Genomic DNA, 14474 nt, shown 5'->3' with positions numbered 1-14474 from the left:
CGTTATTGTCGGATCAATACTATTTTTGAACTTTTCAGTACTTCCTGTCCTGTCTTTGTGCGAAGAATGATCCGGTACGGATAAATGCCACTGTTCATTCTGTTTCCATTGGCATCATAGCCATTCCATCGTAGCTGTCCGGATGTGTAGCCTTCAGAAAATAAAGATTGTTTGGTGGTAGATAATCGCTTTCCGTTGATGTCGAACACCTGCATTTCCACTTCAACAGCTTCTTCTGGGAAGTTATGTTCAAAGTAGATATAGGTGAAGTCGGAAAAGGGGTTAGGGTAATTATATAAGTTGCTGATATGCAAAACACCAGATCGGGTAACACGGAACCGGATACTTGCTTGTGAGGCGTTATTTACCACATCCCAGGCATTGAATATCAATTCATATTCGCCCACAGGAAGATCCGAAAAGTGATATACTACCATTCCTTTGCGATAATCATCCAGTTCGGCCTCGTAATAAGGATTTAAAGTATAAATTTTTGATGGATCATGACTGAGTACAGCGGTAATATCATGGCCGATACCTTCTCCGGAAGTATTGATACCGGATTCGTCCTTAAGCAAAGCGATAAGTACCGGATTTTGATCGGTGATACCTCCGTTCCTGAAAAGAGTGTCATTCATGAATAACCGGATTTCCGGACCTGATGTGTCGTCGATTGGATCTCCGGAGCCACCAATAGTAATTTGGTTAAATGCTCCTGATGCAATATCCGATTCGGAATAAGCGAAATAGCTTATTTTTCCATGTCCAAATTGGTAGTTGATATCACGGGGTATGATGAAAGATGCCTCGAATTCACCATACCGGACAGTTGCTTTACCCTTATACAATAAAGATGTTTGAGTCTCGAATTTCATGGGTTGGGTATTCCCGTCATTATTTAGGGTATATTTTTCCCGTGGCTTGTCAAACAATGAAATGTGTACAATACCATTGAAAGAATCCAACCTTTGTCCGTTTTTATTGATGACTTCAGCTTTGATGGTTATTTTGTTGTTAGCTTTCAAGGTATCTAAAGGCTCATCAACTGCTTTCCCATTAATGGAAACAGTCCGGATGTTGTTGGAAGGAACGGGTAACTTTAGGGCCGGGTCACCCAACAGTGTAAAACATAATTTGTTGATACTCGTTCCGGATGCATTTTTGCTCAACCGGATAAGATCTCCTAATCTGTATGGATTCTCATCAAATGGTTCTGAAAACAGGGCGCGGAAGAAACTTTTGTTGAACTGGAAATTCTGGCTGGAATATACCAGGCGAGTACTGGTCAATAATGCAATCCCTCCACCATTAGGGTTCAGTATCAGCTTTTCTCCTGCAGTGGTTCTCTGGTCATCATAACGACCGAATTCGCATGTCGCCACAACAAATAGCGGATAGATCTTATTTTTCCACTGGTCGATACTTGTTGAATTAACTACCCGCTCTTCAGATAATCCGGTAGCATTTCCATGTCCAATGTAATTGATAAGGAAACAACTTTTATTGAGCAGGCTTTCCAAACGTTCTGTTACTTCCGGGTAACGATGTCCGTCAGCCGTGGGGATTTGTTGGAAAGCATCAAAATATAATTTTTCAATGGTATACTGCGGTTCATAATCGGTTACATATACCGCAATACTATCTGATTGGGACATATGTATATTTCCGTCATCATCATCGGCCAGCAATCCCATAATGTTGGGCCAGTCACTGGAAATCTCATGTTCCATATATTTCCGGATTTTGTTGACAGCGTCCTGCGCCTCTTCGGAAGTCTGGACGGGGAGTCTGCCGATCCCTATTTTCAGGCTTCCTCCCAGAATATCTTCCCCATCGCCCAGTATTCCGAAATAATCGTCGGAAACATAGGAACGGATGGTATGTGCGGATTCTACAGATTGGTATGTAACCACATAATTCGTGTTACTGGTTGCCCGTCCATTCTTAATCTGATTTGATTTGTTATCGAATGAACCATCTCCCATCAATAACAGGTATTTTAGCTTACCGGATTTTTCATATACGGTTTTCATGAAGTTTCGAATGGCTGCCGGATCCTGCTTCCCGGAAGAAAATTCATGATACACCTGTTCTGTTGTCGCAACATGAACAGATAGTCCGTCATTTTCACGATGCAGGTTGGCAAGTTCTTCCGAGGCGCTTATAAAATCGGGATGGGAAACAATGACCATATCTGCATCGATAGCATGTAGATTTTGATTTTCGATGTGGTTTTGTCCGGAAAAAGATGGTTTCATTAATCCATCAGTCAGGTTAAATGCAACAAATTCACGCAAATGGCCGGTTGCCGTAACAAAACTTAATGTGTTTCCGGATAATGATGTGTTCATTTCCCGTATGTCATGCATGTCTGTGACATCCCAGACAACCGTATTTGAGTTACTTCCGGTAATACTGAACTCAGAAACCCGGTTTTCCTCTACAGAACGGATATCCCTGAAAAAAAGAGGTGGTTGGGATAAATTCAGTTTTCGTCGTACATGAAGACGCAGGAAATTCAACCATCCTTCTGCCAGCGAATTACCATTCTGGTTCAGGATTAATTCAATAGAAACCTGTCCGGATGCCGGTTGTAGGGAGGCTGTAAAAGATGACGCTACCGCATATTCCTGTCCGTAAACTGGTAATGCCTGATTGGTTATTTGTTGGTTGTTGTGACGGACCTCCAGATAACTTCTTGACGAGCTCCGGGCAAGAAAATCGATATTAACGGAAACAGGCTGGTTGAGGTCGATGTCGGGTACGGAGAAAGAAAAATAATGGTTTAGTGGCGAACGGAAATATTCTCCATACCAGAACCTTCCTGAATTAATGACATTATTGAGTTCCTGTTCATGAAACAAATGTTCATCGAAAGATGTAACCTGATAGTTGGCAGGAAGAGAGGATGATTCTTCTTTTCTTATGCGTTTCCCGCCTGGCTGGGATGTAATAAAGTAACAGGATTGGTTGTCCCACAAATGGAGCTCGTGTTCAAAGGCTTGTTGGTCATGATTGTATTTCCATACAACCGGACCCTGCCCGTAAAAAAGAATATAATCGCCGTCTGTGAAAACACCATTATTCTTTGTCACCATCAAAATGGGAACTTCTTTCAAATCATCGGAAAAACGGGCATCAACAGTTTCCGGGAGCATAGCGCCTTCTGACCCATATATCCGTACGTCGGCGGGATTGCTTAATCCCAGGTTCCGTAATTCAGCATAAGTAATCTGGTAGATACCATCCCGGGTAATATGTATTTTGTACCACTCCCCTGATGATAATACCGATCCGGAGTTATTTTCACCATAAAGATTTAAAAAAGTGACAAAGCACAACAATACGCCCCAGAAAACGTTCTTCAATACAGGAAATATTTTAAAAATATACAACAAAAGTAAAACCTTTTGCTGCAAAAAACGTACAAACCTTTATGATTATTATCCATAAAGAGAAAGTCGGGTATTTTTATGATCGTTAAACAAAGTAAAGGTGATAATTTGAAGACCGGTGTTTTCGTGGTAGTCTTACAATGTTTCCTGTGTTTTTCAACATCCGGACAGGATGCAGTTTTTTCACAGTTTATGTTTGACGCATTATCTGTAAATCCCGGGCTTGCAGGAATCAATGATTACATCAAGGTTTCCGGTGGATTCCGGGATCAATGGCCTTTGATGGATCATGCCTATGTTTCTTATTTTGCTTCGTATGATCAAAAAATACCATCGATTAATAGTGGAATAGGTGCGCAGGTATTCCGGGATGTGGCAGGAGGTATATATTCACGGACATCTGTGGAAATTTACTATAATTATCAGTTTAAAATATCAAATCAGATCACATTGTCTCCCGGGTTGCAGATGTCGGTGGTACAGCGGGCCATGAACGGATCAGGATTAACTCTTCCGGATGACAATCCGTATTCAGGAACCGCTTCTTCGGAATATCTGTCGGATTATTCTTCTGTTTTTCCTGATTTTGGAGTTGGGGTAGTGGCTAATTTTTCCGATAGGTATAGCATGGGAGTGGCAGCCCATCATTTGAATGGTCCGATTGAAACACTTTCTGAAGTAAATAAGAAACGTACACCTTTAAGTCTTAGTGCACATTTTATTTCCTATTTTCCATTACGGTTTGGAAAATTTAACAAGCAAAAAATAGTTTTTTCTCCGGGATTTTATTTCCGGCAACAACAATATCAAAATATTTTTTCATTAGGATTAAATGTTGCATATGAGCCTGTTTTTATGGGAGTTTGGATGAGAACAGCATCTGGTTTTACGCCCGAATCAGCAACTTTTTTGGTTGGATTGGAACAAATTAATTATAGAATCGTATACAATTATGATTATAAGTTGTCTCATCAGAAAGGAGAATTTCCCGGAACAGGGGCACATGAAATCACTTTGGTATGGAAAATTCATCCAAAGAAGAAAATGAAAACAATAAAATGCTCAAAATACAGTTTGTAATTTTTGAAGAATTTGTTCGTAATAATGTGAATATTATATATCTTTGAACCGAAAATAAATTTGTTAACAATGACTTATAGATTCTCGATTATCGTACTGTCTTTACTTTCAGTACTTTTTATCTCTTCTTGCGGTTTGTTTAAAGGAGGAAAAGGCAAATCACCAACAACAGGTTGGAACTATAACGATCCGAATCAGGGAGGATACGAGGTAAAAGATGTGCCGGAGCAGGAAACAGGTCCAGGATTGGTATTTGTTGAGGGAGGTAATTTTACTATGGGACGTGTGGGCCAGGATGTAATGTATGATTGGAATAATACACCCCGTTCTGTTACCGTTGAATCATTCTATATTGACCAGACGGAGATAGCCAATGTGGATTATAAAGAATACCTCCACTGGATCCGCCGTGTATTTGTTTCTTATCCAGAGGTATATCGTAAGGCGCTGCCTGATACCCTGGTTTGGAGAAGCAAATTGGCATATAATGAACCATTAGTGGAAATGTATCTACGTCATCCTTCTTATAATCAATATCCTGTAGTGGGAGTAAGTTGGTTGCAGGCCAATGATTACTGTATCTGGAGAACTGACCGTGTCAATGAAAGGATTCTGGTCCGGGAAGGTATTCTGGATAATGACCCTAATCAGAAAGATGCTGAAAATTTTAATACGGATGCCTATTTAGTCGGACAGTATGAAGGAGTAGTAAGGCAGAACCTGAAAAGTATGGACCCCAATAAAGAAGAACGACGCGTTATGTTGGAAGATGGTATTTTATTGCCGAAATACCGTTTACCTACAGAAGCTGAATGGGAATATGCCGCATTGGGATTAGTTGGGAATTCTTATGATGAAAGGATTTATGAAAGAAGGATTTATCCATGGAATGGTGATGTTCTTCGTAACCACAAGAAAAAATACAGAGGTGTAATGTTAGCCAATTTTAAACGTGGCCGTGGTGATATGATGGGTGTGGCTGGAGCATTGAATGATGCAGGAAGTACGACATTGCCTGTTATTTCTTTCTGGCCTAACGATTATGGACTGTATTGTATGGCAGGGAATGTCAATGAATGGGTATTGGATGTATATCGTCCGATGTCGCATGAAGATGTAGAAGACTTTAACCCGTTCCGTGGAAATGTATTTAAAGTATTGGACGTTGATGAATCCGGAGCTCCTGTACAGAAAGATAGTTTGGGTCGCCTGAAATATGTGCCGATCAAGGAAGAAGATGCCATGAGTCAGCGCCGTCAGTTTACAAAGTCCGATTATCGTAACTACGAAGACGGAGATCATGGTTCTACCATGGATTATACTGATGAAAGTCTTAAAGATGCCGGATCAGACCGGATGTATGATCCTACCCAGACATTGATCAATGACAATGTACGTGTATATAAAGGGGGGTCATGGAGGGATCGTCCGTATTGGTTGAGCCCGGGGACAAGAAGGTTCCTGGCCGAAGATCAGTCAAGGGATGATATCGGATTCCGCTGTGCCATGACAAGAGTCGGTGCACAAAGTTCACGACACATGATACCAACCAGATAAAGAATAACAGAAAGGGGCAGCGCCCCTTTTTTGTTTTATAGGCCAAATAACAGATGCAGATAGATGATTTATATACATTATTTACTCGTTATCCTAAGGTAGTTACTGATACCCGAAAGGCAGAAACGGGAAGTATTTTTTTTGCATTAAAAGGGGAGCAATTTGATGGAAATGATTTTGCTGCAACGGCTTTACATGCAGGTTGTGCTTATGCTGTTGTGGATAAGCCCGATGTAGCAATTGATGAACGGTTTATTCTGGTAGAAGATACATTGGCTGCATTGCAGGATCTGGCCCGGTTCCATCGCCGGAAATTTACAATTCCGGTGATCGCAGTTACAGGTACGAACGGCAAAACAACCACCAAAGAATTAATGAAAAGTGTTTTGTCTTCAAAATACCAGGTACTGGCTACTTCCGGAAATCTGAACAATCATATTGGAGTACCCCTGACGTTGCTGCAGTTGAACCGGAACACCGAGATGGCCATTATTGAGATGGGAGCTAATCACCAACAAGAGATCAGCTTATTATGCAATATTGCAGAGCCGACACATGGCCTGATTACCAATATCGGAAAGGCTCACCTGGAAGGATTCGGAGGTTTTCAAGGTGTGAAAAAAGCCAAGAAAGAACTTTATGACTATCTCGATAAACATAAAGGAACCATTTTCTTTAATGCTACGAATCCGGTCTTGAAGGAATTATTGGCAGAGGTTCAGGCAAATATGATAGCATATGGTGAAAGCCCTTATATTGGCAGGGTATTATCAGCTTCTCCTTATCTTTATATGGAGCTTTCTATAAATGAGAAAACCTATACTATCCAGACACATCTGGCAGGTGCATATAATCTGGAAAATATTGTGTCTGCTGCTTGTATCGGTGATTATTTCCAGGTGCCTGAAGAGGAGATCATTATATCTCTTTCAGGGTATGTTCCACAAAATAACCGGTCGCAGGTCTTGCAAACCGGACGGAATCTTCTTTTGCTTGACTACTATAATGCCAATCCTACCAGTATGAAAGAATCCCTCAATAATTTCTTTGAGCAGGTTCAAGGGAAAAGAATGACGATACTGGGTGATATGTTTGAACTGGGTCTTGAATCAGCAGCAGAGCATGCAGAGATTGTTCGTATATTGATGAATCATCCTGAAACAGAAAACATAGTTGTTGGCAGGAGTTTTTTTGAAGCGGCAAAAGATATTCCCGGGATCCGCGCATTTGAGGATATAGGGACATTGAAAGATGCGCTGGCCAATGATCCTCCGGAAGCATTTACCATATTGATCAAAGGTTCCAGGGGAATGAAGCTGGAGCAACTTCAGGAATTACTATAATTTATTTGTATAATCACGAATAGATCGTTACGGAAGTTTCAGGTCATGATGCATCATCCGGTATTGTGCCATTTCCTGGTAGCGTGATTCATCCTTTCCATAATTACAGAAAGGGTAGATGCTGATCCCCCCCCGTGGAGTGAAAACACCCCACACTTCAATATATTTTGGTTCCATCAGCTTGATCAGGTCTTTCATAATAATGTTGACGCAATCTTCATGAAAAGAACCATGGTTGCGAAAACTAAACAAGTATAGTTTCAGACTTTTACTTTCTACCATTTTTTCTGCCGGGATATAGTTGATATATATGGTAGCGAAATCAGGTTGTGAGGTAATGGGACATAAGCTGGTAAATTCCGGACAGTTGAACCGTACCCAGTAATCATGGTCCGGATGCTGGTTGTCGAATGCTTCCAATATGGAAGGATCATAATTAAAAGGATAATCTGTTTTTTTACCTAATAAGCTGAGTGACATAATTTATATATTTTTTCTTTGTACATATTTTTCCAGTCCGTTACGACGAAGCTTACAAGAAGGACATTCTCCGCAACCTTCTGCAATAATGCCGTTATAACAGGTAACCGTTTCATTCTTCACCAGGTTAAAAACCCCGAGTTCTCCTGCAAGGGCCCACACTTCTTCCTTATCCCGCCACATCAAAGGAGTATGGATGATAAATTGTGTATCCATGGCGAGGTTCAATGTAGTGTTGAGGGAACGGATAAATGTATCCCGGCAATCCGGATAACCGCTATAATCTGCTTGTGAAACGCCTGTTACAATATTTGCTATATGATTTTCATAAGCAATAACAGCCGCCAGATTGATGAATAAAAGATTCCGTCCCGGGACAAAAGTGTTTGGAGGAGCATTACCTTTTTGTTCCTTATCCATGGTAACAGATAAATCTGTAAGGGAATTGCTGCTTAATCCTGCAATCATTCCCGCATCGATCAAGTGAAATTTTACATTGGCCTTCTTTGCAATAGACCGTGCTGCCTCTATTTCCGTTTCGTGACGTTGCCCATACCGGAAACATAAGGCTTCCACATGTTCGAAATGTTGGAGTGCCCAGAATAGGCATACAGTGGAATCCTGTCCGCCGGATGATAATACCAATGCGGAACTATTGAAATTCATGTGAATAAAATTAATTTTAACATTCCGGATTAACTTCGTTGAGCCCTTTGGGGTTCAAAGTTCAAAATTCTGTTTTGTCTAATTTTAAATCTCAAATCTTGAATCATGGTTATGATACTTCTTTTACTTTTAATATATGGTATGATATATTTTCATCAAATACATCGGTTTTTTCTGTCCGTTTGATATACTTGACCACGACAGTGGTTACCGGGAGAATAATTACCTCGTAAGCTGATTTAAGAACGGTCTGGACAGCGATCATTATCAGGATTTCTTTCCAAGCCACAATTCCTGAAAAAGCGATAATAAAGAACAACAAGGAATCCGAAGCTTCTCCGAAAATGGTAGAAACAATAGCCCTGAGACCAAATCTTTTTCCCTGCGAACGTACCTTCATGCGGCTCATTATGTATGCATTAATCAATGATCCGGATAAAAAAGCGATCAAACTGGCAAATGCGACTCTCGGAGCCTGGCTGAATGTTGTTGCATATGCATCCTGCCCGTCCCAATAAGGCGCAGGCATAATTTTTATAGATAGCTGAATAAAAATGATGGCCAGAAAATTCATGGTAAAAGCCAGCCATATAATAAGTCGTGCTTTACGATATCCCCATACCTCTACAATCGTGTCATTAATGATGTATGATATCGGAAAAATGATTAATCCCGCTGTAGCTGATAATCCGCCAATAACAATAAGTTTAGTTGCCAGAAGGTTTGAAAGGATAAGGCATACGGTGAAAAGTGTGCCCAATAACATGAAAGAAAGAGAAACCTGTTTTGTCATTATTATTGTTTTTTATACGTGGTTATCAATAACACGTGAATGAAAAGTCTGAGCAAAGGTACAAAGAATGATTGATTTTAATGAAAATATTATTTGTCTTTGAATATCTTTTAGAATAATAAATATTATTTATATTTTTGTTTCCTAAAAAAATATTTTTAAACGTGCTTATTCTCAGCCATTTTTAGAAAATGGACAAAATTTGTAAAGAAAAGTTACGAAAAATATTGCGTAATGGAAAAAAGTATATACCTTTGCGCACTCGTTTTTTGACGCATAGTCTCTAAAATGATCATTGCCGATGTAGCTCAGTTGGCCAGAGCAGCTGATTTGTAATCAGCTGGTCGGGGGTTCGAATCCCTCCATCGGCTCGGGTTCTTAAGTTTATTAGAAGCAGTTTTTGAAATTTAAAAAAAATTGTAATCTCTTTGGGGAGATTCCAGAGCGGCCAAATGGGGCAGACTGTAAATCTGTTGTCTTACGACTTCGGAGGTTCGAATCCTCCTCTCCCCACAAAAATTTCAAAAGCGTATACAAGCGGGAGTAGCTCAGTTGGTAGAGCATAACCCTTCCAAGGTTAGGGCCGCGAGTTCGAGCCTCGTCTCCCGCTCAATATTCGCCGCCGATGTAGCTCAGAGGTAGAGCACTTCCTTGGTAAGGAAGGGGTCATGGGTTCAATTCCCATCATTGGCTCTAGGCATGAGTGTTATATTGTAACGAATTAAGTTAATACAAAATATCATCTTAAAAACCTATATTTTAATTTTTTATTATCATGGCAAAAGAAAAATTTGACAGGTCCAAACCGCACGTGAACATTGGTACTATTGGTCACGTTGACCACGGTAAGACTACGCTTACCGCAGCGATCACAACTGTATTGGCCTCAAAGGGCTTATCAGAATTGCGTTCTTTCGACTCAATCGACAATGCTCCTGAAGAAAAAGAAAGGGGTATTACCATTAATACATCTCACGTTGAATACCAAACAGCCAGCCGTCACTATGCTCACGTTGACTGTCCGGGTCACGCTGACTATGTGAAAAACATGGTTACAGGTGCTGCACAGATGGACGGTGCTATCATCGTTGTTGCTGCAACTGATGGTCCTATGCCTCAGACTCGTGAACACATTCTTTTGGCTCGTCAGGTAAATGTTCCCAAGATTGTGGTTTTCATGAACAAGGTTGACCTGGTAGATGACGAAGAAATGCTTGACCTGGTTGAAATGGAAATGCGCGAATTGTTGAGTTTCTATGACTATGACGGTGATAATGTTCCTGTTATCCGTGGATCTGCTCTTGGCGGATTGAATAATGAGCCTCAATGGGTAGACAAAGTCATGGAATTGATGGATGCAGTGGATACTTATATTCCTATTCCTCCCCGTGAAAACGAAAAACCATTCCTGATGCCGGTTGAAGACGTATTTTCCATCACAGGTCGTGGTACTGTAGCTACAGGCCGTATCGAAACAGGTGTTGTAAATACCGGTGACGAAATGGAGATTATTGGTCTGGGAGCTGAAAAAATGAAAACTGTCGTTACAGGAGTTGAAATGTTCCGTAAGATTCTTGACAGGGGTGAAGCTGGAGATAACGTTGGTCTGTTGCTTCGCGGTATCGACAAGAATAATATTAAACGCGGTCAGGTAATTGCCAAACCGGGTTCAATCACTCCTCATACTAAGTTTAAAGCTGAGGTTTATGTATTGAAAAAAGAAGAAGGTGGTCGTCACACTCCTTTCCACAATAAATATCGTCCTCAATTCTATTTACGTACATTGGACGTAACCGGTGAAATTACTTTACCTGAAGGCCGTGAAATGGTAATGCCAGGTGATAACGTAACCATTACCGTAGAATTGATTTACCCTGTAGCTATCAACCAAGGTTTGCGTTTTGCAATCCGTGAAGGTGGCCGTACAGTAGGTGCCGGACAGGTAGTTGAAATTGTTGAATAAGATTTCAAAATAAGTGTATGATATTGAGCTTCGGTAGTGTAAGATCTGCCTGAAGCTCAATATATATAACTTAAAAGTCTTTATATTCAAACAAAGGAGTGTAGTTCAAGGGCAGAATAGCGGTCTCCAAAACCGTTGATGGGAGTTCGAATCTCTCCACTCCTGCCAATAAGCCGTCAAAAAATGAATAAAGTAACCAAATACCTGAAGGAAACATACACCGAATTGGTACACAAAGTTAGCTGGCCTACCTGGTCTGACTTGCAGAGCAGTTCGATTGTTGTATTGGTCGCTTCCTTAATCATCGCACTCATTGTGTTTGCCATGGATTTCAGTTTTGACCATTTGTTTAAATTCCTGTACAAACACTTTTAATACCTTTGACAAGAAACAATGAGTGAAACAGGGAAAAAATGGTATGTCCTGAGGACCGTAGGGGGAAAGGAAAAGAAAGCCAAAGAATACATAGAAAGTGAAATTGCAGCAATGGGATGGACAGATTATGTATCTCAGGTACTTATCCCTACTGAAAAGGTATATCAGATCAAAAACGGGAAAAAAGTGAGCCGTGAACGCACATTCTTTCCCGGTTATATTATGATAGAGGCTGAACTTCAGGGTGAAATGATACATATGCTACGTAATGTACCGGGTGTATCGGGATTTCTGGAAGAAGAGCGTGTTATTGACGGATCACGTAAAAAAATACCTGTTCCCCTGAGACAGTCGGAAGTAAACAGGATTTTAGGTAAAGTGGATGAACTTGCTGCAAGCGATGAAGAACTCGAAGTGGCATTTTATGTAGGAGAAGCAGTGAAAGTAATTGATGGACCGTTTAACAGTTTCTCCGGAATTATTGAAGAAGTGAATGAGGAACAGAAGAAACTCAAGGTAATGGTGAAGATCTTCGGCCGTCAGACACCTCTCGAACTGAATTTTATACAGGTCGAGAAAATTTAACGAATGTTACGCACCTTAAATAGGACAACAGAATAAGCTTCCATATTATTCGGTTGTTCCATTAAAATCATCTAAGAATAAAAATAATTATGGCAAAAGAAGTTGCTGGATTAATCAAATTGCAGATTAAGGGTGGTGCGGCGAATCCATCTCCTCCTGTAGGCCCTGCGTTAGGGGCAAAAGGAGTGAATATCATGGATTTTTGCAAGCAGTTCAACGCCCGGACGCAATCGATGGCGGGCAAGGTGATACCTGTTATAATTACAGTGTATGCAGATAAATCTTTTGATTTTATCACCAAAACCCCTCCGGTACCGGTTCAATTAATCGAAGCTGCCAAAGTAAAATCAGGTTCTGCCGAACCCAATCGTAAAAAGATAGGATCGGTAACCTGGGAAGTTGTTGAAGCGATAGCTAAAGACAAAATGCAGGATATGAATGCGTTTACTTTGGAATCGGCGATGAAAATGGTTGCCGGAACCGCCAGAAGTATGGGAATCACTGTCACAGGCGATTCTCCTTTCACCAAATAATTAAAGTTGACAGAAAAAATGGCAAGACTTACAAAAAACAGGAAGTTAGTTTTAGAAAAAATTGACCCTGCAAAGACATATAATTTGTCAGAAGCTGCCGCCTTACTTAAAGACATCACGACACAAAAATTTGATGCATCCGTGGATATTGACGTTCGTTTAGGCGTTGATCCCCGTAAATCGAATCAAATGGTACGTGGTGTTGTATCGTTACCTCATGGTACCGGTAAAGAAGTTCGTGTATTGGTACTTTGTACTCCTGATAAAGAAGCTGAGGCTAAAGAAGCCGGGGCCGATTATGTGGGATTGGACGAATACATTGACAAAATCAAAGGCGGTTGGACGGATATAGATGTCATCATCACCATGCCATCGGTAATGGGAAAAATCGGTGCTTTAGGACGTGTGTTGGGCCCTCGTGGTTTAATGCCGAACCCTAAAAGCGGAACGGTAACCATGGAGATCGGTAAAGCAGTTGCTGAGGTGAAACAGGGTAAGATTGATTTTAAAGTCGACAAATTTGGTATCGTACACACATCAATTGGTAAGGTGTCCTTTACGCCCGATAAAATTGTTGATAATGCCAAAGAATTTATGAGCACCATCAACAAGTTAAAGCCGGCTGCAGCAAAAGGTACTTATGTGAAGAGTATTTACCTCTCTTCAACAATGAGTCCTGGTCTGAAGGTGGATCCTAAATCAATTGAAGAGTAAACTGTTATATACTTAAGCAATCAATCATGAAGAAAGAAGAAAAAGGACAGATCATTGATAGCCTGGTAGAACAGATTAACAGTTTTCCTCATATCTATATTGCAGATATTTCAGGTTTAAATGCTGCAGATACCAGTGCGTTGCGCCGTTTGTGTTTTGATAGAGGCATTAAATTAGTGGTAGCTAAAAATACCCTTTTGAAAAAAGCCTTTGAAAAAGCAGATGGTGATTATGAAGAACTATTCGGAGTGTTAAAAACTCCTACGTCAGTAATGTTCTCAACTGAGGGCAGTACTCCGGCCAAATTAATCAAAGAATTCCGTAAATCTCACGAACGTCCGACTTTAAAAGCCGCTTATGTGGAAGAGTCGGTATATGTGGGTGAAAATCAGTTGGAAGTATTGGCCTCTATCAAGTCGAAAGAAGAATTGATCGGTGATGTTATCATGTTATTACAATCACCGGCCAAGAATGTTATCTCGGCACTCCAATCAGGTAAACATCTCCTTGCCGGTTTGGTGAAAACATTATCGGAGAAAGAATAAAAAGTAATTTAATTTATTAAATCATAATAAAAATGGCAGACATTAAAGCGTTAGCAGAACAATTAGTAAACTTGACCGTTAAAGAAGTAAACGAGTTAGCGCAAGTGCTTAAAGACGAGTATGGAATTGAACCTGCAGCTGCAGCTGTAGCAGTAGCTGCTCCCGCCGCAGGTGGTGGAGAAGCTGCCGCTGAAGAAAAGACATCTTTTGATGTAATCCTGAAATCAGCAGGTGGCGCCAAATTGCAGATCGTCAAATTGGTAAAAGAATTAACCGGTCTTGGATTGAAAGAAGCTAAGGAAGTAGTTGATGCTGCTCCTAAAGCTGTAAAAGAAGGTTGTTCTAAAGAAGAAGCTGAATCCATCAAATCACAATTAGAAGAAGCTGGAGCGGAAGTTGAACTTAAATAGTGTAACATACCGCTAAGGTATTCAGGTTTAGGGAC

14 protein-coding genes and 5 tRNA genes are annotated in these 14474 nt (G+C 40.6%); 15 read left to right on the top strand and 4 right to left on the bottom strand.

What is annotated here, in order from left to right; translation table 11 throughout:
- Positions 1–2: 2 nt before the first annotated feature.
- Complete coding sequence (porU, locus tag LBQ60_10210) at positions 3–3368, bottom strand: type IX secretion system sortase PorU (protein ID MDR2038281.1); 3366 nt, start codon at positions 3366–3368, stop codon at positions 3–5.
- A gap of 105 nt (positions 3369–3473) precedes the next feature.
- Between porU and LBQ60_10205 the strand changes: the two genes are divergently transcribed.
- The 3 genes from LBQ60_10205 (at position 3474) to murF (ending at position 7375) form a co-directional block, all read left to right on the top strand.
- Positions 3474–4475: a PorP/SprF family type IX secretion system membrane protein gene (locus LBQ60_10205; protein ID MDR2038280.1), complete on the top strand. Its 1002-nt coding sequence runs from the start codon at positions 3474–3476 to the stop codon at positions 4473–4475.
- Positions 4476–4544: 69 nt separating this feature from the next.
- Positions 4545–6032: a gliding motility lipoprotein GldJ gene (gene gldJ / locus LBQ60_10200; GenBank protein MDR2038279.1), complete on the top strand. Its 1488-nt coding sequence runs from the start codon at positions 4545–4547 to the stop codon at positions 6030–6032.
- Between the two features lie 53 nt (positions 6033–6085).
- On the top strand, positions 6086–7375 hold the full coding sequence (murF, locus tag LBQ60_10195) for a UDP-N-acetylmuramoyl-tripeptide--D-alanyl-D-alanine ligase (protein MDR2038278.1): 1290 nt from the start codon (positions 6086–6088) through the stop codon (positions 7373–7375).
- 27 nt (positions 7376–7402) lie between these two features.
- Here murF and queF read toward each other — a convergent pair whose 3' ends face one another.
- From queF to LBQ60_10180, 3 genes are all read right to left on the bottom strand, one after another.
- Positions 7403–7855: a preQ(1) synthase gene (gene queF, locus LBQ60_10190; protein ID MDR2038277.1), complete on the bottom strand. Its 453-nt coding sequence runs from the start codon at positions 7853–7855 to the stop codon at positions 7403–7405.
- Positions 7856–7858: 3 nt separating this feature from the next.
- Positions 7859–8521, bottom strand: coding sequence for a 7-cyano-7-deazaguanine synthase QueC (gene queC, locus LBQ60_10185; GenBank protein MDR2038276.1), 663 nt, complete (start codon positions 8519–8521; stop codon positions 7859–7861).
- A gap of 109 nt (positions 8522–8630) precedes the next feature.
- A complete protein-coding gene (locus LBQ60_10180; GenBank protein ID MDR2038275.1) occupies positions 8631–9314 on the bottom strand; it encodes a queuosine precursor transporter in 684 nt (227 codons plus the stop codon).
- Positions 9315–9611: 297 nt separating this feature from the next.
- Here LBQ60_10180 and LBQ60_10175 point away from each other — a divergent pair.
- The 12 genes from LBQ60_10175 to rplL all read left to right on the top strand — a co-directional run bounded on the left by LBQ60_10175 (position 9612) and on the right by rplL (position 14439).
- Positions 9612–9685, top strand: a tRNA-Thr gene (locus LBQ60_10175).
- Between the two features lie 59 nt (positions 9686–9744).
- A tRNA-Tyr gene (locus LBQ60_10170) sits at positions 9745–9827 on the top strand.
- A 24-nt stretch (positions 9828–9851) separates the two neighbouring features.
- Positions 9852–9924, top strand: a tRNA-Gly gene (locus LBQ60_10165).
- Positions 9925–9935: 11 nt separating this feature from the next.
- Positions 9936–10007, top strand: a tRNA-Thr gene (locus LBQ60_10160).
- 82 nt (positions 10008–10089) lie between these two features.
- Complete coding sequence (tuf, locus tag LBQ60_10155) at positions 10090–11277, top strand: elongation factor Tu (protein MDR2038274.1); 1188 nt, start codon at positions 10090–10092, stop codon at positions 11275–11277.
- Positions 11278–11371: 94 nt separating this feature from the next.
- Positions 11372–11445 (top strand) — tRNA-Trp (locus LBQ60_10150).
- 15 nt (positions 11446–11460) lie between these two features.
- Complete coding sequence (gene secE, locus LBQ60_10145) at positions 11461–11652, top strand: preprotein translocase subunit SecE (protein MDR2038273.1); 192 nt, start codon at positions 11461–11463, stop codon at positions 11650–11652.
- Between the two features lie 18 nt (positions 11653–11670).
- A complete protein-coding gene (nusG, locus tag LBQ60_10140; protein MDR2038272.1) occupies positions 11671–12237 on the top strand; it encodes a transcription termination/antitermination protein NusG in 567 nt (188 codons plus the stop codon).
- 89 nt (positions 12238–12326) lie between these two features.
- A complete protein-coding gene (rplK, locus tag LBQ60_10135) occupies positions 12327–12770 on the top strand; it encodes a 50S ribosomal protein L11 (GenBank protein MDR2038271.1) in 444 nt (147 codons plus the stop codon).
- A gap of 18 nt (positions 12771–12788) precedes the next feature.
- The gene (rplA, locus tag LBQ60_10130; protein ID MDR2038270.1) at positions 12789–13484 is read left to right on the top strand and encodes a 50S ribosomal protein L1; all 696 of its coding nucleotides are present in this window, start codon (positions 12789–12791) and stop codon (positions 13482–13484) included.
- A gap of 26 nt (positions 13485–13510) precedes the next feature.
- Entirely contained in the window at positions 13511–14029 is a 519-nt protein-coding gene (gene rplJ / locus LBQ60_10125) for a 50S ribosomal protein L10 (GenBank protein MDR2038269.1), read from the top strand.
- Positions 14030–14061: 32 nt separating this feature from the next.
- Positions 14062–14439: a 50S ribosomal protein L7/L12 gene (gene rplL / locus LBQ60_10120; protein MDR2038268.1), complete on the top strand. Its 378-nt coding sequence runs from the start codon at positions 14062–14064 to the stop codon at positions 14437–14439.
- The last annotated feature ends 35 nt before the right edge of the window (positions 14440–14474 follow it).

The sequence above is a fragment of the Bacteroidales bacterium genome (assembly GCA_031275285.1).
GTDB lineage: Bacteria > Bacteroidota > Bacteroidia > Bacteroidales > UBA4181 > JAIRLS01.
This window is presented reverse-complemented; position numbering and strand designations above follow the sequence as displayed.